19 protein-coding genes are annotated in these 20273 nt (G+C 59.2%); 14 read left to right on the top strand and 5 right to left on the bottom strand.

The genetic code is table 11. The features are described from left to right. Nucleotides 1-85: 85 nt before the first annotated feature. Nucleotides 86-3400, top strand: coding sequence for a SusC/RagA family TonB-linked outer membrane protein (locus tag AAFH49_RS08830; protein WP_342297418.1), 3315 nt, complete (start codon nt 86-88; stop codon nt 3398-3400). Between the two features lie 27 nt (nt 3401-3427). Next, nucleotides 3428-4864, top strand: a complete 1437-nt coding sequence (locus AAFH49_RS08825) for a SusD/RagB family nutrient-binding outer membrane lipoprotein (protein WP_342297415.1) — start codon at nt 3428-3430, stop codon at nt 4862-4864. A gap of 103 nt (nt 4865-4967) precedes the next feature. On the opposite strand, the gene prfB is transcribed toward AAFH49_RS08825, so the two are convergent. Further along, nucleotides 4968-6045, bottom strand: a protein-coding gene (gene prfB, locus AAFH49_RS08820; protein WP_342297413.1) for a peptide chain release factor 2 whose coding sequence is annotated in 2 segments (ribosomal slippage) — nt 4968-5984 and nt 5986-6045 — 1077 coding nt in all. Because the reading frame shifts where the segments join, the coding sequence is not laid out codon by codon here. Between the two features lie 230 nt (nt 6046-6275). Between prfB and AAFH49_RS08815 the strand changes: the two genes are divergently transcribed. Genes AAFH49_RS08815 through AAFH49_RS08805 form a run of 3 tightly spaced genes read left to right on the top strand, consistent with a single transcriptional unit; the run spans nt 6276 to nt 8741 of the window. Continuing rightward, entirely contained in the window at nt 6276-6653 is a 378-nt protein-coding gene (locus tag AAFH49_RS08815; protein ID WP_342297411.1) for a CZB domain-containing protein, read from the top strand. Between the two features lie 29 nt (nt 6654-6682). Then, complete coding sequence (locus tag AAFH49_RS08810; protein ID WP_342297410.1) at nt 6683-8242, top strand: sensor histidine kinase; 1560 nt, start codon at nt 6683-6685, stop codon at nt 8240-8242. Nucleotides 8243-8297: 55 nt separating this feature from the next. Beyond that, entirely contained in the window at nt 8298-8741 is a 444-nt protein-coding gene (locus AAFH49_RS08805; RefSeq protein WP_342297408.1) for a response regulator, read from the top strand. Between the two features lie 23 nt (nt 8742-8764). On the opposite strand, the gene AAFH49_RS08800 is transcribed toward AAFH49_RS08805, so the two are convergent. Further along, a complete protein-coding gene (locus AAFH49_RS08800; protein ID WP_342297407.1) occupies nt 8765-9340 on the bottom strand; it encodes a ribonuclease HII in 576 nt (191 codons plus the stop codon). An 82-nt stretch (nt 9341-9422) separates the two neighbouring features. Further along, a complete protein-coding gene (locus AAFH49_RS08795; protein WP_342297406.1) occupies nt 9423-9671 on the bottom strand; it encodes a hypothetical protein in 249 nt (82 codons plus the stop codon). A 452-nt stretch (nt 9672-10123) separates the two neighbouring features. Here AAFH49_RS08795 and AAFH49_RS08790 point away from each other — a divergent pair, with 452 nt between their 5' ends. The 9 genes from AAFH49_RS08790 to AAFH49_RS08750 all read left to right on the top strand — a co-directional run bounded on the left by AAFH49_RS08790 (nt 10124) and on the right by AAFH49_RS08750 (nt 19331). Beyond that, entirely contained in the window at nt 10124-10702 is a 579-nt protein-coding gene (locus AAFH49_RS08790; protein ID WP_342297404.1) for an NUDIX domain-containing protein, read from the top strand. A 103-nt stretch (nt 10703-10805) separates the two neighbouring features. Next, nucleotides 10806-11633 (top strand): lysophospholipid acyltransferase family protein, encoded by an 828-nt coding sequence (locus tag AAFH49_RS08785; RefSeq protein ID WP_342297402.1) that lies wholly within the window; start codon nt 10806-10808, stop codon nt 11631-11633. 26 nt (nt 11634-11659) lie between these two features. Beyond that, nucleotides 11660-11947 (top strand): Asp-tRNA(Asn)/Glu-tRNA(Gln) amidotransferase subunit GatC, encoded by a 288-nt coding sequence (gene gatC, locus AAFH49_RS08780; protein WP_168671800.1) that lies wholly within the window; start codon nt 11660-11662, stop codon nt 11945-11947. Between the two features lie 3 nt (nt 11948-11950). Further along, on the top strand, nt 11951-14740 hold the full coding sequence (locus AAFH49_RS08775) for a tetratricopeptide repeat protein (protein ID WP_342297399.1): 2790 nt from the start codon (nt 11951-11953) through the stop codon (nt 14738-14740). 13 nt (nt 14741-14753) lie between these two features. Next, the gene (locus AAFH49_RS08770) at nt 14754-15473 is read left to right on the top strand and encodes an ABC transporter ATP-binding protein (RefSeq protein WP_342297397.1); all 720 of its coding nucleotides are present in this window, start codon (nt 14754-14756) and stop codon (nt 15471-15473) included. Nucleotides 15474-15513: 40 nt separating this feature from the next. After that, nucleotides 15514-16062 carry a cob(I)yrinic acid a,c-diamide adenosyltransferase gene (locus tag AAFH49_RS08765; protein ID WP_342297395.1) on the top strand — a complete coding sequence of 183 codons (549 nt, stop codon included), beginning with the start codon at nt 15514-15516 and terminating at the stop codon, nt 16060-16062. Between the two features lie 184 nt (nt 16063-16246). Continuing rightward, nucleotides 16247-17311: a branched-chain amino acid aminotransferase gene (locus AAFH49_RS08760; RefSeq protein WP_342297393.1), complete on the top strand. Its 1065-nt coding sequence runs from the start codon at nt 16247-16249 to the stop codon at nt 17309-17311. Between the two features lie 177 nt (nt 17312-17488). Then, nucleotides 17489-18592 carry a glycine cleavage system aminomethyltransferase GcvT gene (gene gcvT, locus AAFH49_RS08755; protein ID WP_342297391.1) on the top strand — a complete coding sequence of 368 codons (1104 nt, stop codon included), beginning with the start codon at nt 17489-17491 and terminating at the stop codon, nt 18590-18592. Nucleotides 18593-18611: 19 nt separating this feature from the next. Further along, nucleotides 18612-19331 carry a 2-phosphosulfolactate phosphatase gene (locus AAFH49_RS08750; RefSeq protein ID WP_342297390.1) on the top strand — a complete coding sequence of 240 codons (720 nt, stop codon included), beginning with the start codon at nt 18612-18614 and terminating at the stop codon, nt 19329-19331. Between the two features lie 118 nt (nt 19332-19449). Here AAFH49_RS08750 and AAFH49_RS08745 read toward each other — a convergent pair whose 3' ends face one another. Then, the gene (locus AAFH49_RS08745) at nt 19450-19776 is read right to left on the bottom strand and encodes a nucleotide pyrophosphohydrolase (RefSeq protein WP_342297388.1); all 327 of its coding nucleotides are present in this window, start codon (nt 19774-19776) and stop codon (nt 19450-19452) included. 25 nt (nt 19777-19801) lie between these two features. Next, nucleotides 19802-20248: a D-aminoacyl-tRNA deacylase gene (gene dtd / locus AAFH49_RS08740; protein WP_342297385.1), complete on the bottom strand. Its 447-nt coding sequence runs from the start codon at nt 20246-20248 to the stop codon at nt 19802-19804. Nucleotides 20249-20273: the final 25 nt, after the last annotated feature.

Here is a 20273-nt window from a genome sequence, read left to right as displayed (position 1 = left end):
CTTGCCATTAGATTGGTATCGTTAAGTTCTTTTTTCCTTCATTTCTGCCACTTTTTTTCAATTCACTCACCATTTTCATTACTACATGAAACACTTCTTTTTCATGGTCGTCTTACTGATGACTTGCCTGTTGCAGCAGGTAAATGCACAAGACCGAACTATCTCGGGTCGCGTGACGGACCGTTCCAATGGGCAAGGTTTGCCCGGTGCAACGGTTCTGGTAAAAGGGACCACCATCGGTGCATCAACCAATGCCGATGGTTCTTTCTCGCTGAGTGTGCCCGCTAACGCTACGGCCCTCAGCATCAGCTCCGTTGGTTTCGCCAGCATTGAGCAGCCCATCGGTGCCAACACTACGTTCAACGTTTCGCTGGCTGCTGATACCAAACAGCTCGGTGAAGTAGTGGTGACCGCCCTTGGCGTGGAGCGTACCCGCAACTCGTTGCCTTTCTCTGCAACGCAGATTGAAGGCAACAACATTACGGTAGCCCGTAACCCCAACGCCGTCAATGGCCTGGCAGGTAAAGTTGCCGGTCTGAACATCCAGCAGAACAACGGTCTGGGCAGCTCTTCGAACGTGGTTATCCGCGGCACGAAGTCGTTGTTTGGTAACAACCAAGCGCTGTTCGTAGTGGATGGTGTGCCGATTAGCAACGCCAATACGAACACTGCTACGCAGGCTACCGGTGGCGGTGGCTACGACTACGGTAACGCGGCTGCTGACATCAACCCCGATGATATTGCCTCGACCACGGTGCTGAAAGGCGCTGCGGCCACCGCCCTCTACGGTTCGCGGGCTGCCAACGGTGTAATTCTGATTACCACCAAAAAAGGCCGTCGTGGCCTCGGGGTAACGATAAACGCCGGCGCTACGCTCGGCCGCATCGACAAGAGCACCTTCATTAAGTACCAGGACCGTTACGGTGCTGGCTACGGCCGTTACTACGAAGACCCCACGGGCTACTTCCTGCTCCGCGACGTTCAGGGCAACGGCAAAGAAGAGCTGGTAGCTCCCTTGTCGGAGGATGCTTCGTACGGTGGTGCCTTCAACCCGAGCCTGCTCGTTTATCAGTGGGACTCTTTCGACCCAACTTCCCCTAACTACCGCAAAGCCACGCCGTGGGTAAATGCCGCCAATGGCGCCGCAACCTTCTTCGAAACGGCTAGCACGCTGAACAACAGTGTCACCATTGATGGTGGCAATGACAACGGCTATTTCAAATTGGGCTACAACCGCGTTGATGACCGTGGAGTAATGCCGAACAGCAAAATCGCCAAGAACATCATCAACTTCGCCGGTTCGCTGAACCTGACGCCCCGCCTCACCACCAGTGCTTCCATCAACTACACGAACGTGAAGGGCCAGGGCCGCTACGGCACGGGCTACGGCGATGGCAACATCATCACCAACATGCGTCAGTGGTGGCAGACCAACGTGGACATCAAGGACCAGAAGGCTGCCTATGAGCGCAACATCGGCCGTGGCTACCATGCTACCTGGAACTACGCTGACCCGGACAACCTGTCGCCCATCTACTGGAACAACCCTTACTGGGTGCGCGAGCAGAACTACGAAACCGATTCGCGTGACCGCTATTTCGGCAACGTAGCTGCTACCTACAAGTTCACCAACTGGTTCAACGTACTGGGCCGCGTGACGCTGGATACCTACAGCGAAGTGCAGGAAGAGCGTCTTGCCGTAGGCAGCGTAGGGGTTTCGGAATACAGCCGCTTCAACCGCACTTCGCGTGAAGCCAACTTTGACCTGATTGGCAACTTCTCGGCTAACATCGCCAGTAATTTGACTTTCAAAGGTTTGGTGGGCGCTAACATGCGTCGCAATGCAGTTAGCAGCATTCGTGCTTTCACCAACAATGGCCTGTCGGTACCCGGCCTGTACTCGCTTTCTAACTCGGTTGACCCGCTGACTCCCCCAATTGAGAGCGAGACCAAAATCGGTGTTGACGGCATCTTCGGTAGCGGCACGTTTGGCTTCCGCGACATGGTATTCCTGGACCTGACCCTGCGTCGGGATAAGTCGACTACCTTGCCCTCCGCCAACAACGTTTTCTATTACCCTTCGGCAGCACTCAGCTTTGCTTTCTCGGAACTGACCAAAGAGTCGGCCCCGTGGCTGTCCTATGGCAAAGCCTTGGTTAACTACGCTGAAGTAGGCTCGGATGCGCCGTCACAGGTCGTATACGATTACTACTCCAAGCCCACTGCCTTCGGCTCGACGGCCCTCTTCAGCCTGCCGAACATTAAAAACAGCGATAAGCTGGTGCCCGAGCGCACCAAGAGCATTGAAGCTGGTGTTGAACTGGCTTTCCTCAACAGCCGCCTCGGTGTGAATGCTACGGTTTATCAGCAGAACACCATCAACCAGATTATCCCGCTGAACCTTTCGACTGCTACCGGCTACAGCCAGCGCTACGTAAACTCCGGCGAAATTCGCAACCGTGGTGTTGAAATCGGTGGTTACTTGACCCCGATTAAGAACGAGAACGTGACCTGGACGGTGAACCTGAACTGGTACAAGAACCAGAACCAGGTTATTTCGCTGGCTGAAGGCCTCGACAACATCGTACTGGCTTCGTACCAGGGTGGTGTAACTTCTAATGCTACGGTAGGCCAGCCTTTCGGCATGCTGCGTGGCTCGGACTACCGCTATAGCGCCAGCGGCGACCGCATCCTGAACGTAACCAAGAGCGCTTCCACGGGCCTGCCCACGGCTGCTTATTATGCTCAGACCGGTGCCAACAACGTAATCGGCAACCCTAACCCCGATTGGAAAGGTGGTGTTTCGAACACGGTGAGCTACAAAGGCCTGTCGCTGTATTTCTTGGTTGACATCCGTAAGGGTGGTGATGTATTCTCGCTCGACCGCTACTACGGCCTGGCTACCGGCCTGCAGCCCGAGACTGCTACCAACAACGAACTGGGCAACCCGAGCCGCACACCCATTACCCGCAATTCGGACGGTACCTATGCCGCTACCAGCGGTGGCGTAATTCTGCCGGGTGTGTATGCCAACGGAACCACCATTGGCGGTCAGGATGTTTCGGGCCAAAAGAACACGGTTCGCAGCCCCAACACCGAATACGGTCTGTATGGCTACTTGCGTAATCCTAACTCGACTTTCGTGTACGATGCCAGCTTCGTGAAACTGCGTGAGGTTTCGCTGACGTATTCGCTCCCAAACACGCTGATTTCGAAGATGGGTGGTGTGAAAGGCATTGATATTTCGCTGATTGGTCGCAACCTGTGGATTATCCACAAGAACCTGCCTGACGCTGACCCGGAAGATGCTTTGAGCTCCGGCAACTTGGGCCAAGGCTACTCTTCAGGGTCCTTCCCCGCAGTGCGTAGCATGGGTGCTAACCTGCGCTTCCGGTTCTAATCCCATAGCTTTCAATTAACTACCCGAATGAAAAAGACTCTTCTATTTTGCTCAACGGCGCTGTTTTTAGCGACGTCCTGCGTGGATAGCCTTGACACTTATAACGTCGACCCTAAAAGCGCTACCAAAGTTCTCAGTGTAACCCTGGTGTCGAATGCTGAGCGTAGCCTTGCCCGCACGGTGGCCAGCACAAACGTCAACCTGAACCCTTTCCGCTTGTTCGTTCAGTACTGGGCCCAAACGACCTACTTCGACGAGAGCATCTACAACATCACCACGCGTCCCATTCCCGGTACTTTCTGGACCGCACTGTACCGCGATGTACTGGCTGACCTGCGCGAATCGAGAAAGATTATCGCGGCTGACCAGCTCATCTCATCGGGTGTTCGGGCCAACCAAAATGCCATCGTGGAAGTGTTGGAGGTGTACACCTGGTCGACCCTCGTGAACACTTTTGGCAATGTGCCTTATTCCAAGGCCCTGGACATTACCAATGCCCAACCATCTTACGATGATGCGGCTACTATCTACAATGACCTGATTGTCCGCCTTGATGCAGCCATTGCTCAAATGGACAATACTGCTGGGAGTGGTGCCTTTGAAAAAGGCGACCTGCTCTACAAAGGCGATATGGATGCCTGGAAAATGTTTGCCAACTCGTTGAAGCTTCGTTTTGCCCTGACACTTGCTGACGCAAATAGCACCAAAGCCAGCCAGATGGCTGGTCAGGCTGCTGCCGGTGTGTTTACAAGCAATAGCGAAAATGCGCAGGTGAACTTCCTGTCGACCGCCCCTAACACCAACCCGGTTTGGGAAGACCTGATTCAGAGCGGCCGTTATGACTTCGTGGGTGCCAATACGTTCATTAACCGGTTGAACACCCTAAACGACCCGCGTCGCAACGATTACTTCAAGCTGGCTGCCAACGGTACGTACCGTGGTGGGGTGTATGGCACCAACAACAGCTACGCTAGTTACTCGGCCCCCGGTGTTAAGTTGGAAGACCCAACTATGCCCGGTGTACTACTGTCGTACAGCGAGGTTGAGTTCCTGCTGGCCGAAGCCGTTGAGCGTGGCTATACTGCCGTTGGTGGCACCGCTGCTGCGCACTACGAAAATGCTGTAACCGCTTCTATTCTGGAGTGGGGTGGTACCACGGCCGAGGCCGCTACGTACCTGGCACAGCCTACCGTGGCATACGCTACTGCTACGGGTACTTACAAGCAGAAAATTGGTGTGCAGAAGTGGATTGCCCTGTACGGCCAGCCGGTTGATTCGTGGAGAGAGTACCGTCGCCTCGATTCGCCTACGCTGACTGCACCAACGGGTGCTTTGAGCGCACTGCCCCTCCGTTTCACCTACCCCATAGTTGAGCAGAACCTGAACGGTGCCAACTACTCTGCAGCATCTGCTGCAATTGGTGGCGACCAGGTAACGACGAAGATTTTCTGGGACAAGTTCTAGTAAGTCCGCAGTTCACAAAAAAGGGCTACCCGATTCGGGTAGCCCTTTTTTTGTGAACTGTTGAGATGGAGCGGCTAAGAAGAAAGTAGCTGCGTTATCTTACCTAGCTCTGCATCAGAAAGCCCTTGATGAACTCGTCCAAATCCCCATCGAGGACGTTCTGCACGTCGGTGCGCTCGATGCCGGTACGGAGGTCTTTGATGAGCTTGTAGGGGTGAAGCACGTAGTTGCGAATCTGGGAGCCGAAGTCGATGCGCTTCTTGGTGGCTTCCACCTTGTCGCGCTCAGCATGGCGCTTGTCCATCTCAATCTGGTAGAGGCGCGATTTGAGCATGCGTAGGGCATGCTCCTTGTTCATGAGCTGGCTACGCTCAATCTGCACGGCGATGATGATGCCGGACGGCGCGTGGGTGAGGCGCACGGCGGTTTCCACCTTGTTCACGTTCTGGCCGCCCGCGCCGCCGGCCCGGAACGTGTCCCAGGAGATGTCGGCGGGGTTGATTTCGATGTTGATAGTGTCATCAATCACCGGGTAGGCAAACACGGACGCGAATGACGTGTGCCGCCGCCCGCTGCTGTCGAACGGCGACATCCGCACAAGACGGTGCACGCCGATTTCACTCTTCAGGTAGCCATAGGCGAAGTCGCCGTCGATTTCGAGGGAAGCCGACTTAATGCCTGCGCCTTCGCCAGGCTGATAGCTGATTTGCTTCACGCCAAAGCCGTGGCTTTCGGCCCACATGATGTACATGCGCATGAGCATTTCGGCCCAGTCCTGGCTTTCGGTGCCACCGGCCCCGGGGTTGATATCGATGATGGCCGACAACTGGTCTTCCTCGTCCGAAAGCATGCGCTTAAACTCCAGCGCTTCCAGTTTCTTGAGAGTGGTGTCGTAGTCGGCCTGTATTTCGGCCTCGGTCACGTCGCCTTCTTTATAGAAGTCGTAGAGCACTTCGGTGTCAGCCAGTGCTTGCTGCACGGCCTCAAAATCGTCGGTCCAGGTTTTGATGGGCTTGATTTCGCGGAGCGTGGCTTCGGCGGCTTTGGAGTCGTCCCAGAAGCCGGGGGCCGTGGTTTTAGCCTCGTAAGCGGCTAATTGTTCTTTGCGGGCATCGTAGTCAAAGATACCTCCTCAGGGCCTCGGCGCGGCCCTTCAAGTCCTTAATCTGGTCTTGGGTCATGGTGGGGGAAATGGTGAAAGGTGGCCGGTGGCAGCGCCGAAGGCTCACCCAGGAGAATAAGTGAACCGCGAAAGTACCGAATTCCAAAGCGGCAACCGACCCCGGCCCTGCGGCGTACCTATGGAACCAGCCGAGCTGCTCGGCCTTATATCCCCATCTTACAGGGGCAGCTCCCGGTTTTGCGACAGGTGGTTTGCACCATACGCTTGCCTACCGGTATAAATTTGTCCATGACCACGGAAGACCTGAAACAGGATTTTGATTCTGCCCGCATCAAGCACGTACATTTTAAGAGCAAGCTGCGCTCCTTTCTCTTTGGCAATGGGGGCAGCGAAGGCCCGCTGCGGGACCCCGAGCAATGTGGCCTGGGCCTGTGGATAGCCACCCGCATGCGCGGAACCGGCGTGTACGCGCACCTGCCCGAAGCTCGGCAGTTTGACCAACAGCATGTGCTGATTCACAAAGAAGCCAACCGGCTGATGGACCTCTACCTCGCCGGCAACGTAGAAGAGGCGGGGGCAGGCTACGCCCCGCTGCAGGTCATCGCCGATGAAATGATGGGCCTGCTCCAAACCATGGAAGCCAAGCTCCGTACCAGGGCCTCCTGACCCGAAGTGATGCGCCCGCGCACCAGTGCATGAAAATAACCCTTACCACGAAGCTGTTTGCCGGATTTGTGCTTTTGCTGGCGCTGTTTTCGGTGATTGTCCTGTTCTCATACAAGCTGGCGGGCCAGGTGCTACGCAACTCCCGGCAGGTAGAAGCGTCTCAGCACGTTTCGAACGAGGCCGTGAGCATGCTGCGCAATATCGTGGACATGGAAACCGGATTTCGGGGCTACGTCCTCATCGGCAATGAGCTGACGCTGGACACCTACTATGCGGGGGAGCGCGACCTGATTGGCCGGTTTGCGCAGCTGCGCACGCTGGCTGAAGAAAGCCCCGAGCAGGTGCAGTTGATTGACCAGACCCAGCGGCTTTTTCAGCAGTGGCTGGGATACAGCCATTTGCTGATTGCTGAAAAGCGTGAGGCCCGCCGCCGCAACCCATTGCAGCGCGGCCTGGACGACATGCCGCACCACCGCCTAGCCGAAACCCTCACGGGCAAGCAGCTGATGGACAATATCCGGTTTCGGCTCAATAAATTTGAGCTGACGGAAGCGGCCTCGCGCAAGGCCATGCGCCAACGCCTGAACGACAGCATTACCCGGGCCGAATGGCTGTCGGTCGGGCTGGCTATTATGGCGCTGGTGCTGGGGCTGCTGTGGGCGCTGTACATCGTGCGGACGTTTGCCCGGCGGCTGCGCGGTATGCTGAACCTGGCCCGGCGCATGGCCGACGGCGACTACGACACCCAGATTGTCGACAATGAACAGGACGAAGTGAGCGAGCTCACGGCCGCCCTGAACGTGATGGCCCGCACCGTGGGAGCCAACATCAACCAGCTCGAAAGCCGCAATCAGGAGCTCGACCAGTTTGCCTACGTCGTATCGCACGATTTGAAGGCCCCGCTGCGCGGCATTGAAAGTGCTTCGCGCTGGATTGAGGAGGACATGGGCAAGGACGCGCTGCCGCCGCATATCCGCGAGTTTCTGGGCATGATGCGCCAGCGGGTGCATCGCATGGAGAAGCTCATCAGCGGTATTCTGGACCTGGCGCGCGTGGGCCGGACCACGCAGGCAAACGAAACAGTATTCGTGCGCACCTTGCTGCGCGAAATCATCGACAGCTTGCATCTGCCCACTGGCTTTAAGGTCGAGCTTCCTTTCTTTCTGCCCACGCTCACCACCAATGCCGTGCAGCTCCAGCAGGTCTTCACCAACCTCATCAGCAATGCGGTGAAGTACCACGACCACCCCGCGACGGGCACCGTGCACATCGGCTGCGACGATGCCGGCGAGTTCTACTCGTTTTCGGTGGCCGATGACGGACCGGGTATTGACCCGGAATACCACGACCGTATTTTTGTCATCTTTCAGACCCTGACGGAACGTGATACCTTCGAAAGCACCGGCGTGGGGCTGGCCATCGTGAAAAAAATTGTGGAGCGGCAAGGGGGGCGCATCAGCGTCAAATCGGCCGAAGGTCAGGGCGCTAAGTTCATTTTCACCTGGCCCAAGCACCCGCCTAAAACCAAAAATGTGGCTGCTACGGTAGCCACGCCAGTCATTTCTACCGTATCAACCGCTACTTCATAGCAGCTTCGAACTGCTGTTTGCGGGCATTTTCCCGCTGTTGCCAATTGCCAAGCCTATGTCCGCCGACCATCCCACGCCCAGCATCCTGCTCGTGGAAGACGACCAGATGGACGTGATGAACGTGCAGCGCGAGCTGCGCCGCCAAAACATCAACGTGCCCCTCATCCACGCCCGCAATGGCCGTGATGCCCTCCGTATGCTGCGCGGCGAGGGCGATGAACCCAAAATAGCCAAGCCCAGCCTGGTGATGCTCGACATCAACATGCCGCGCATGAATGGCCTGGAACTGCTGGAAGTGCTGCGCTCCGACCCCGAATTCGTGAATCTGAACGTCTTCATTATGACGACCTCCGACCTCGAGTCGGACCGCCTGAAAGCGCAGGAGCTGGCCGTGAGTGGCTACATTATCAAGCCCCTTAGTTTCGATACATTTGGCGAGGGGGGAACCAGCGTGGACGGATTCAGCCTGTTTCTGGACCTGCTCAAGCTCAAGGACTAGCTCCGTATTTAGAGTGGAGGCTATTACAGCAGCCGAAACCCCATTCGGTGGTGCGGGCTAGTGCCGTGCGCCCGAATGGCCGCCCGATGACTGGCCGTCGGGTAGCCCGCATTCTGCTGCCAGCCATACTCCGGGAATTCTTCGGCCAGGGCCATCATATGCTCGTCCCGAAAGGTTTTGGCTAGGATGGAAGCGGCGGCAATGTTGCGGTAAAGGCCATCGCCGCCAATAATGCAGGTGTGCGCAAAACCCGCCATTGGCGTAAAGCGGTTGCCATCTACTAAAAGATGCGCGGGTTCAATATTGAGTGCCGCCACTGCCCGGTGCATGGCCAGGTAGCTGGCCTGCGCAATATTGATGCTGGTAATCTCCTCTACCGAGGCCTGACCCACGGCCCACGCCACAGCTTCGGCACAGATGATGGGCCGCAGGGCGTCGCGCCGTTTGGCGCTGAGTTGCTTGGAATCGTTGAGGAATTGCGGGGCAAAGTCGGGCGGCAGAATAACGGCGGCCGCGAAAACCGGGCCGGCCAGGCAGCCGCGTCCGGCTTCATCGAGGCCCGCTTCGAGGGCGTGGCCGGTGTAAGTAGCTATTAGCAAAAGAAAAGGGAACGGGGGAAGAGAATAACTTTTGTGCAAAGTTACTTTCTTCCCCCGCTCCCTTTGTGGTGGTTGCGGCTGACTAGTGGCTGCCGGCGGCGCTGCCCAGGTCCGTAGGCGTGGTTTCGCCCCGGCGCTGGCCTTGGCTGTCGCGGGGGCCTTCATCGATTTCCGTGTCTTCGTCGGTCGAGATGTATTCGTTGGTGACGGGGCCGAGGCCCTGCGTGTTCTGGGCTAGGTCGGCTTCGGCCTGCGCGTGCTTCAGGTTGAAAAGCGGGTCGTGTTCTTCCGGAGTGGGGTTTTGCTTGGAGTTGGAATTGGGCTTAGCCATAGGGGAAGGTGCCGGCCGGGATGTATGCAGCCAGATGATGGTGGTACGGCGGCCCGCCCGTCAGGGTTAAGCCCGACGGAAGCTCAACTGCCCACCAGAAACGCATTTGGGCACGGTCAGGGCACAAAAAAAGGTCGCCACCCGAGGGTGACGACCTTAAAGTGGCGGGTCCGGCTTTGGAGGTGTCTACCCCACCTTTTCAGCCAGAGCGCCGCCGCACGAGAGGTCCTTCCTTTCCACATTTCCAGCCCGTGCGGGGGTACTTATGGGTCAAAGCTACGAAATCAAAAGGGGGCAACGCAAGTGCTACTAGATTAATCTGGACATTTAAGCGGCCAACGGCATGTTTTTCACGGCGGATGACGGGTAAACATCGCCGAACGGTAACTCGGGTAAAGCAGCGGTAAGCGTAGTTTTGCATTCCCTACTCCATCAATTTCTCGCAAATAGCCATGCAATCCGCAGCCCGCCCCGACGTGGACGAAACCCACAACCCTTGGCACACGCTCAGCAGCGAAATCAAATACCATAACCCGTGGATTTCGGTGCGCGAAGACCAGGTGCAGAACCCCGGCGGCGGCCGGGGCATCTACGGCGTGGTGACGATGAAGAACAAGGCGCTGGGTATTGTGCCCGTCGATGCCGAGGGCAATACCTGGCTGGTGGGCCAGTACCGCTACCCGCTGAATGAGTACAGCTGGGAAATTCCGATGGGCGGCGGCCTGGTAGAGCTGGACATTCTGGAATCGGCTCAGCGTGAGTTGAAGGAAGAAACCGGCCTCACGGCGGCCCGCTGGACGCGCATTGCCCGCCTGCACACCTCCAATTCGGTGACGGATGAGGAAGGCTTCGTGTACCTGGCCGAAGACCTGACCCAAGGCGAATTGGAGCCCGAGGAAACCGAAGACCTACGCTTGTGGAAGCTGCCGCTGGCCGAAGCCGTTCGGATGGTGATGGACGACCGGATTACGGACGGCATCAGCGTAGCCGGCCTGCTGAAGGCGGAGAAAGTGCTGGCCGCCCGCACGTAGTAGCGCTTCAGCAGAAGACTTTTGCCACTGCCTGGGGGCTGGCGCGGCCTGGCCCAATGGCTTTGCGCAACGCACAACGGCCAACTAGCCTAACTTTGCTGCCATGCGCCATATGCTTCGTTACCTCGGCCAGCGCCTTTACACCACTTGGGCGGTGGTGTGGTTCATTATTCCATTCGTGCTGATTTACCCTTTTCAATGGTATTTCAGCCGGCGGCCCACGGGGGGCGGGGTGGTGCACGCGCTGAACCGCTTCTGGTCGTGGCTCTCTATTACGATGTGGGGCGTGCCGGTGGAAGTGGTGCGCGAGAGCAAAGGCCCCAACCCACAGCCCTGCGTGTACGTGGCCAATCACGGCTCGTACATCGACATCATGATGCTGTTTAAGTACATCCCGGGCTTTCTGAACATGATGGGCAAGGCCTCGCTGGCCCGCGTGCCGGTGTGGGGCCCACTGTTTGGCAACGTCTATATTACCGTGGACCGGGCCAGTGCCGTGAGCCGGGGCCGGGCCATGGTGGCGGCCCGGCGCACCCTTGCCGCTGGCAACAGTATTGCCATTTTTGCCGAAGGCCGCATTTCGCCCACGCCGGGTAAGGAACTGCTGCCGTTTCTGGATGGCGCGTTTCAGATGGCCATCGAAGCTGGGGTGCCCATTGTGCCGGTAGGGATGCCGCTGAACCATATGTTTATGCCCGACGTGGAGAAGGACCTGCGCGTGCGCTACCACCGGCTCAAAATCGTTTTTCATCCACCCATTCCCACTGCCGGCCTCACCCTGGCCGATATACCCGAGCTGAAGGCGCGGGTATATGCCCAGCTGGCCGCCGATTTCCTGCCCGAAGGTGCCGTGAAGCCCGGCCGCAGCACCTGGCGCGCCCCGGCTGCCGTTTCCGCTTCGCCGGAACCACGGCAGCCCACCAACTCATAATTCATAATTCAAAACTCATAATTAGCATGAGCACCGACCTTGGTACCCTGCGCGGCCTGGCCCACCTGGCCCGCCTCGAATTTGACGAAACCCGCGAGCAGCAAATGCTCGGCGACCTGAATAACATCCTCGATTTTGTGGCCCAGCTCGAAGGCCTCGACACGACGGGCGTGGAGCCGCTGGTGCACCTGTCGCAGGAAATAAACGTGCTGCGCGACGATGAAGCCCGCAACACCGTGAGCCATCAGGATGGCCTGCGCAATGCGCCCCGCAAGGATTCGGACTACTTCCGGGTGCCCAAAGTGCTGGAATAGTTGGTGACGCCGCAATCTATAAGCCGTCGCGCCGTCGCGCGGCCCGGCTGGCTGGTCTGGCTGGCCGCGCTGGCCGTGGGCCTGACCATCTTTTATTATTTCACGGGCGAAAACAGCACCCTGCCCGTGCGCGAAGTGGCGCACCTGCAAGCCACGCCGCTGACGCTGGACAGCGTAGCGGCCGGCCCGGTACACCTGCCGGTGCAGGCCAGCGGCTTCATCGTGACGCTGACGCACGACGTGGCGGGGCCGTTTACGCAGCCCGTGGCGGCGGGCGTGTTTCTGGTGCTGCTGGCGGTGGTGCTGGCGGGCTGGGTGGCGGTGGTGAGTACGCTGGCGCGCACGGCTTTTGTGGCGGGCATGGTGCCCATTATCTTCCTGCTGCTGTCGCTCAATACCGAGTCGCTGGGCATTTTCAATACCAGTGAGCGGTATTTCCTGTACCTGATGCTGGGGCTGGTGGGCGGCATTGGCTTCGCCTTGCACGCTTTTGCCGAGGGCTGGCCGCTCCGGCGGCGGGCCGTGGTGATGGGTTGCGTGGTGGCTGGGCTGAGCGCGTTGCTACTTGCCCAAAGCCAGTTACCCGTTGTGGATACTGTGTTGCAGCTGGCGGCTTATGCCACGCCGGGCGGCGCGGTGCTGGTGGTGCTGCTGGTGTTGTGGGTGGGCATTGAGAATATCCGGGCTTTGATGTGGTTTAATACGCAGGCGGAGCAGCCGGGCGGACGGTTTGGCTTGCTGCCGTTTGTGGCGGCCAGCCTGCTCTATCTGGGCGTACTCGCGCTTTACGTTTGGAATGATGACGCGCTGCAATTGCTGCCGGGGCTGAACCTTGACCCGCTGGTGCTGCTGCTGCCGGCCGTGGTGGCTAGCTGGCTGGGCCTGCGCTTGCGGGCACCCAGCTACGCAGCCTGGGTGCCGTATGCCCCAGGAATGGCGCAGCTCTACCCGCTGGTGGTGCTGGGCGCGGCCGGAGCGCTGGGCTATGCCTTTGCCACGGCCAATACGCCGCTGTTGGTGGCGGCCCGCAGCTTCACGGGGCTGGCGCTGCTGTTGCTGGGCGCGCCGTTTCTGCTGTATGTGCTGGTGAATTTTGCGCCGCTCATCCGGCAGCGGCTGCGGGTTTATCGGGTGGTGTTTGAGCCGCGCCGACTGCCTTTTTATTCGGTCTATATTTTGTCGATAGGGGGCTTGGTGCTGGTGCAGTCGCGCCAGGATTTCCCATTGCCCAACCAGGTGATGGCCGGCCAGTACAATAACCTCGGCGACCTTACGCGCCAGCAAAGCGAAGCTGCTCCCGACGACCTCAGCCTCGCCGGCCTGGCCGAGCGCTACTACGCCGAAAGCGGCGACGTGCTGTACCGCGCCAACCGCCACGCCGAATTTGGCCGGGCGGCGATTTTCCGCTTCCGTCAGCAGCGTCGTAATGAAATAATCTCCCTGCGCCGTGCCCTGCTGCGCGGACCGGATGAGAAGGTTTCGCTGCGCCTGGCCACGCTTTATAACGACCCGGATGACCTGTTCGAAGGCCTCGACATCCTGCGCGGCGGCCTGAAATCACACCCGCGCAGCGCGGCACTGGCCGGCGATTTGGCCCAGCTATTCACCCGCACCACGATAACCGATTCCGTCGCCTTCTACCTCGACAAAGCCGAGCAGTTGGCCCCCGGCAGCTATGCCAGTCGCACCAATCAGCTGGCCTTTTTACTCAGCCAAAACCTACTGGCCGAAGCTCGCAAACGCGGCGCCCAACTGAATCTGAAAACCACTGAGCCGGCCCTGATGAGCAACTTCGCGCTGCTCCAGCTCCGTACCGCTACACCAATGGAGCCCTCACCTACCGCCCCGGCCGTCAATGTGCAGGTGCTGGACGATGCCAGCTTTGCCCAGCTCTACCACGCGGTGCTGTGGGACGTGGCCCGGCGCAAAGCCCAACTCACGCCTGCCTTACTCTCTCAACTCAACCGCCTGGCCACGCAGTCGGCCAACGCCGACTACTACGAGCAGCTCCTGTTTCTGCAGGCGCTGGCGCGGCACGCGCTGGGGCAGGAGCTGGTGGCGCGGCAGCTGCTCCTGCCACTGGCGGCGGGCAATACGGCTACCTCGGGCTATTTCCAGCAGCTGCTGGCGCTGTGGCAGCTCCAGCAGGGCCAATATGCTACTGCCGCTGACCAACTGGCTTTTGCCTCGTCGCACGGAGCTCCCCAGTCCGCCGAAATGCGGATATATGCCTTAGCCCTGAGCGGCAATACCGACTCGGTGCGGGTGGCCACGGCGCGGCTCCTGGCTTCACCCGATTCGGTCCAGCAGCGGCAGGGGAGGCAGGCACAGCAGTTGCTGGCGGCTGGCCGCCCGATGCCGGCTGCCGATACGACCGGCCGCGTGGGTATGGCCTGGCTGGCCGAGGCCCGGCGTGCTGAGCAGCAGCGCAACGCAACTGCCGCCGCCAAAAGCTACCAGCGCATCGTGCGCGAAGCTCCTTTTAATGCCCCGGCCATCCTCGCTGCCGCTAACTTCTACACGCGCCGACATGACTACACGGCGGCCTACTCGGCGTTGCGTACCGGGCTTGACGAAAACCCGGAGTCGCTGCCGCTGTTGAGGGCCTACGTGCTGGCTGCCGCCGATGCCGGCCTGACCGAGTACGCCGCCGATGCTCTGGCCCAGCTGCGCAGTCAGCTGCCGCCCGATACTTATGCTACTTTAGCAACGGAGTACGCCGCCCATCAGGCAGCCCGCGCGGCGGCCGGGGCGTCCTTCTCCCAAGCGCCCGCTCCCTCACCTCTGCAATAAGCCCCTTTGCTCCATGAATCCGAACGTTATTGAAACCACGGACATCGCCAAAACCTACGTGATGGGCACGGAGGAAATCCACGCGCTGCGCTCGGTGAGCATCAAGATTCCGCGCGGCGAGTACGTGGCGTTTATGGGGCCGTCGGGTTCGGGCAAGTCGACGCTGATGAACATCGTGGGCTGCCTCGATACACCCAGCAAGGGCCAGTACATCCTCAACGGGCAGGACGTGAGCCGTATGAGCGACAACCAGCTGGCCGAAGTGCGCAACAAAGAAATCGGCTTCGTTTTCCAGAGTTTCAACCTGCTGCCCCGCGCCTCGGCCTTGGATAACGTGGCCCTGCCGCTCATCTACGCCGGCCTGAGCAAGCGCGACCGCACGGAGCGCGCCATGGAAAGCCTGCGCTCGGTAGGCCTGGCCGACCGCGCTTCGCACCGTCCCAACGAACTGAGCGGCGGCCAGCGCCAGCGCGTGGCCATTGCCCGCGCCCTCGTCAACAACCCCAGCGTGCTGCTGGCCGATGAACCCACCGGTGCTCTCGACTCAAAAACCAGCCACGAAATCATGGACCTGTTTGAGGCGCTGTATTCTAAAGGCAATACCATCATCATGGTGACGCACGAAGAGGATATCGCCCGCTATGCTCACCGCATTGTGCGCCTGCGCGACGGGCTGGTGGAAACGGATGAAATCAACCATGACGTGATGAAGCACGCCGTCGTCGGCCACTAAAAACGGTCGGTATTACCGTTATAAACCGTTTTCAAGCCAAATGAAAATCTACACCAAAACCGGCGACAAAGGCCTCACGTCCCTCATCGGCGGCACCCGCGTACCCAAGAGCAGCCTGCGCATCGAGTGCTACGGCACGGTAGATGAGCTAAACTCCCACATCGGACTGGTGCGCGACCAGGAGGTGAATGCCGGCCGCCGACCGCTGTTGAAGGAAATCCAAGACCGGCTGTTCACCATCGGCTCGGCCCTGGCGGCCGACCCCGAGAAGTCGAAAATGAAGCTACCCGACCTGCACGCCGCTGATGTGACGCTGCTGGAAGACGAAATGGACCGTCTCAACCTCGATTTGCCCGAGCTGCGTGCCTTTATTCTGCCCGGCGGGCATCCGGCCGTAAGCCACGCCCACGTAGCCCGTTGCGTGTGCCGCCGCGCCGAGCGCCTCGTCATTCACCTGGCCGAAGACGCTTTTGTGGCTGAATTGGTGGTGGTGTATCTGAACCGCCTGTCCGATTTCCTGTTTGTGCTGAGCCGGGCCATGGCCCACGAGCTGGGCGTGGAAGAAGTGACCTGGCAAGCCCGGCTGTGAACTGAAACAACCCCTTTGAGCGTCATGCAGAAAGAAGCCCGGCTAACCCCACTCCAGTCTTCGACAAAGCCGGTGAGCTGACTGATTCCGGGCAACTGCCGACCTTTGCTTTTTAATTACCCTCACCCTCTCCAATTCCGTACTCGGAAAATCCCACCCACGCGTACCGCCTAATTGCCTTTTTATGATAGACACTCTTCCGATTCACACGCAGCCAACCACGGCTTCGCGGCTGGCCACGCAGGACTTCGAGCACCTCGAATTCGGCAAAGTTTTCGCTGACCATATGTTCGTGGTGGATTACCGCGACGGCGAGTGGCAGGACGCCCAGATTTTGCCCTACGGCGACCTCTCGGTGAGCCCTGCCAATTCGGCTCTGCACTACGGCCAGGCCATTTTTGAAGGCATGAAGGCCTACCACCAGAATGATGGTGGCGTGGCCCTGTTTCGCCCCCTCGATAACTGGGCGCGTCTCAATGCCTCGGCCGAGCGCATGTGCATGCCCACCATCCCGGAAGAGCTGTTTATGCAGGGCCTGCGCGAGCTCATCAAGCTCGATGCGGGCTGGGTGCCCACGTTTGCCGGCAGCTCGCTCTACATCCGTCCCTTCATGTTTGCCACCGATGGCTTCATCGGCGTGCGGCCGTCGGAGGCGTACCGCTTCGTGATTTTCACCTGCCCCGTAGGCCTGTACTACAACAAGCCGCTGCGCGTGCGCTTCGAGCAGAAGTACGTGCGCTCGGCCGAAGGTGGCGCGGGCTACGCCAAGAACGCCGGCAACTACGGCGCGGCCATGTACCCCACCAAACTGGCCCAGCAGGAAGGCTACAACCAGCTCATCTGGACCGATGCCTCGGAGCACCGCTACGTGGAAGAATCGGGCACGATGAACGCCATTTTTGTGATTGACGGCCGCGTAGTAACGCCCGCCCTCAGCACCAGCATCCTCGACGGCATCACACGCCGCAGCGTGCTGGAGCTGGCTCACGACATGGGCCTGCCCGTGGAAGAGCGCAAAGTGAGCAGCCGCGAAATCATGGAAGCTCTAGCTGCCGGCAAGCTGGAAGAAGCCTTCGGGGCCGGCACGGCCGCGACCATCGCGCCCATCTCCGTTATTGGCTACGAAGGCCACGACTACGAGCTGCCCGAAGTGGGCCCTAACGCTTTCTCGAAGCGCGTAGGCGCAGCCTTGGACGCCATCCGCACCGGCGAGGGTGCCGACGTGCATAATTGGATGGTGGCTGTGTAATTGTAGCGTGGACTCTGCGAGTCCGCGCCCGAATAAACCGCCGATGCGCGGACTCGCAGAGTCCACGCTACAGGAAAAGCCGCTTCACAATGAAGCGGCTTTTCTTTTTTGCCCCACCTTTGCAGCTCCAAACGCATTCCCACTCACTCAGCCACTCCGCTACTCAGTCACTCCTCTATGACCGTTTCCCTGAAAACCGTTACCCTCGATAGCAAGCACCGCGAGCTGGGTGCCAAAATGGTGCCCTTCGCCGGCTACGACATGCCGGTGCGCTACTCCTCCGACCTCGACGAGCACCACACCGTGCGTCGCGCCGTGGGCATCTTCGACGTGTCGCACATGGGCGAGTTCCGCCTGCGCGGCCCCCAGGCCCTTGACCTCATTCAGCGCGTGACCAGCAACGACGCTAGCAAGCTCACCGATGGCAAAGCCCAGTACTCCTGCCTGCCCAACCACGACGGCGGTATCGTGGACGACCTGCTGGTGTACAAGCTGGCCGATGAGGATTACCTGCTGGTAGTCAATGCCTCCAATATCGAAAAAGACTGGAACTGGATTCAGCACCACAATACGCAGGGCGTGGAAATGGAGGATATTTCGGACCGCACCAGCCTGTTTGCCGTGCAGGGCCCGAAAGCACAAGCCGCTTTGCAGTCGCTGACCGATGTGGATTTGAGCAGCATCCCGTACTACTCCTTCGTGCAAGGCACTTTCGCCGGTGCCCCCGACGTGATTATCTCGGCCACCGGCTACACCGGCGCGGGCGGCTTCGAGCTTTATATTCCGAACGAAAGCGCGGCGATGGTCTGGGATAAAATCATGCTCGCCGGCCAGCCTTATGGCATCAAGCCCATCGGCCTGGGTGCCCGCGACACCCTGCGCCTCGAAATGGGCTACTGCCTCTACGGCAACGACATCGATGATACGACCTCGCCCCTCGAAGCCGGCTTGGGCTGGATTACCAAGTTCACCAAGGAGTTCACCAATTCCGAAAACCTCAAAAAGCAGAAGGAAGCCGGCGTGACCAAAAAGCTGGTGGGCTTCGTGATGGACGGCCCCGGCATCCCGCGCGGCCACTACGAACTGGTAGATGCCAACGGTGAGAAAATCGGTGACGTGACCAGCGGCACGCAGTCGCCCTCGCTCAGCAAAGGCATTGGCCTAGGCTACGTGAAGACCGAATTTGCTGCCCCCGGCACCCAGATTTTCGTGCAGATTCGCGGCAAAAACCTGCCCGCCACGGTGAGCAAACTGCCACTCACGAAAGGCACGGAAGAGTAAGCCGCCTGGCACGAGTACCATGCCCAAACTTGATATTTGTTTTTCGCCCGAGCTGCTGCCTTTGTATGATTTGCGCGGCAAGGTGGCCGTTATCGTGGATATTCTGCGGGCTTCCAGCACCATCGTCACTGCATTGGGGGAGGGCGTAACCCACGTTTTCCCGGTGGCTTCGCTGGATGAATGCACGGCTTACGGGCAGGAGCACGGCTGCCTGACCGCCGCCGAGCGCGACGGCCTGGCCGCTCCCGGCTTCGATTTGGGCAATTCGCCCTTTGGCTTTCTCGATGCGGCGCGGCCGGTGCGCGGCCGCGCCCTCACCATCAGCACGACTAACGGCACAGCGGCACTGCGCCGTTCGCTGGCAGCGGAATCAGTAATAATCGGTAGCTTTCTGAACCTAGCGGCCGTGGCTGATTTTGCCCGCCGCCAGCAGCGCGATGTGCTGGTGGTGTGCGCCGGCTGGAAAGGTCAGTTCTGCCTCGAAGACACTGTGTTTGGTGGCGCGCTGGCCGAACGGCTGAGCGCAGATTTTGACGTGCGCGGTTCCGATGCCACGCTGGCGGCCCTGAATTTATGGGAGCAGGGCAAGGGTGATTTGTCGGCGTACTTACTGCAATCGGCCCACGTTCGGCGGCTCAATTCGCTGGAAGCCAGCAAGGATTTTGAGTTCTGCTTGCGGATTGATTCTTATGATGCTGTGCTGCCGGTGTGGCGGGAGGACCGGCTGGTATCGGGGTAAGGAATTTGTCATCCTGAGCGCAGCGAAGGACCTTATCACGTCTGCATCGGCTGTTTTACAGCAAATTGTTCAGACGTGACAAGGTCCTTCGCTGCGCTCAGGATGACAAGGCGCACAGCTACTTCAGCTTCTCATTATCCTGATGCCGCTGGCTGTCACGCTGGGTTTTCTTGGCCAGGTTGCGGGTCATGGCCTCGGTGAGGTTGACGCCGGTTTGATTGGCCAGGCAGATGACGACGAACAGTACATCGGCCAATTCATCACCCATCTCTCGGCCTTTGTCCGATTCCTTGAACGACTGCTCGCCGTATTGTCGGGAAATGAGGCGGGCCACTTCGCCCACTTCCTCCGTGAGGATAGCCATGTTGGTCAGTTCATTGAAATAGCGGACGCCAGTAGTTGTAATCCAGGTATCGACGGTTTTCTGGGCTTCTTCGAGGGTCATATTAATAACGTAAATTAGGTGGGATTTAAGCCGGGGAATCTAGCACGATGGTTACCGGGCCGTCATTAAGCAGGCTGACTTTCATATCGGCTCCGAAGATGCCGGTGGGCACGGGCTGGTTTAGCTCGGCGGCCACCATGGCCACAAACTGCTCGTAGAGCGGCTCTGCCACGGCGGGCGGGGCGGCCCCGATGTAGCTGGGGCGGTTGCCCTTGCGGGCATCGGCCAGCAGCGTGAACTGGCTCACCACCAAAACCTGCCCGCCGATATCCTGTACGCTACGGTTCATCTGGCCGTTTTCGTCGCCAAAAATGCGCAGCTGCACCAGCTTGCGGCACATCCAGGCGAGGGAGGTTTGATTATCGGTAGGGGCGAAGCCAGCCAGCACCAGCAGGCCCGGGCCAATCTGGCCCGTAACCTGACCCTCGACGGTGACCGAGGCCTGGCTGACGCGCTGAATAACGAGACGCATATTTTTTTGAGTGAAACGGGTAAAG

This window comes from Hymenobacter segetis (assembly GCF_038448715.1).
Lineage (GTDB): Bacteria > Bacteroidota > Bacteroidia > Cytophagales > Hymenobacteraceae > Hymenobacter > Hymenobacter segetis.
This window is presented reverse-complemented; position numbering and strand designations above follow the sequence as displayed.

Coding starts and splice junctions, on each gene's coding strand:
- AAFH49_RS08830 (WP_342297418.1), top strand. CDS start 86: ATGAAACACTTCTTTTTCATGGTCGTCTTACTGATGACTTGCCTGTTG.
- AAFH49_RS08825 (WP_342297415.1), top strand. CDS start 3,428: ATGAAAAAGACTCTTCTATTTTGCTCAACGGCGCTGTTTTTAGCGACG.
- AAFH49_RS08815 (WP_342297411.1), top strand. CDS start 6,276: ATGACCACGGAAGACCTGAAACAGGATTTTGATTCTGCCCGCATCAAG.
- AAFH49_RS08810 (WP_342297410.1), top strand. CDS start 6,683: ATGAAAATAACCCTTACCACGAAGCTGTTTGCCGGATTTGTGCTTTTG.
- AAFH49_RS08805 (WP_342297408.1), top strand. CDS start 8,298: ATGTCCGCCGACCATCCCACGCCCAGCATCCTGCTCGTGGAAGACGAC.
- AAFH49_RS08795 (WP_342297406.1), bottom strand. CDS start 9,671: ATGGCTAAGCCCAATTCCAACTCCAAGCAAAACCCCACTCCGGAAGAA.
- AAFH49_RS08790 (WP_342297404.1), top strand. CDS start 10,124: ATGCAATCCGCAGCCCGCCCCGACGTGGACGAAACCCACAACCCTTGG.
- AAFH49_RS08785 (WP_342297402.1), top strand. CDS start 10,806: ATGCGCCATATGCTTCGTTACCTCGGCCAGCGCCTTTACACCACTTGG.
- gatC (WP_168671800.1), top strand. CDS start 11,660: ATGAGCACCGACCTTGGTACCCTGCGCGGCCTGGCCCACCTGGCCCGC.
- AAFH49_RS08770 (WP_342297397.1), top strand. CDS start 14,754: ATGAATCCGAACGTTATTGAAACCACGGACATCGCCAAAACCTACGTG.
- AAFH49_RS08765 (WP_342297395.1), top strand. CDS start 15,514: ATGAAAATCTACACCAAAACCGGCGACAAAGGCCTCACGTCCCTCATC.
- AAFH49_RS08760 (WP_342297393.1), top strand. CDS start 16,247: ATGATAGACACTCTTCCGATTCACACGCAGCCAACCACGGCTTCGCGG.
- gcvT (WP_342297391.1), top strand. CDS start 17,489: ATGACCGTTTCCCTGAAAACCGTTACCCTCGATAGCAAGCACCGCGAG.
- AAFH49_RS08750 (WP_342297390.1), top strand. CDS start 18,612: ATGCCCAAACTTGATATTTGTTTTTCGCCCGAGCTGCTGCCTTTGTAT.
- AAFH49_RS08745 (WP_342297388.1), bottom strand. CDS start 19,776: ATGACCCTCGAAGAAGCCCAGAAAACCGTCGATACCTGGATTACAACT.
- dtd (WP_342297385.1), bottom strand. CDS start 20,248: ATGCGTCTCGTTATTCAGCGCGTCAGCCAGGCCTCGGTCACCGTCGAG.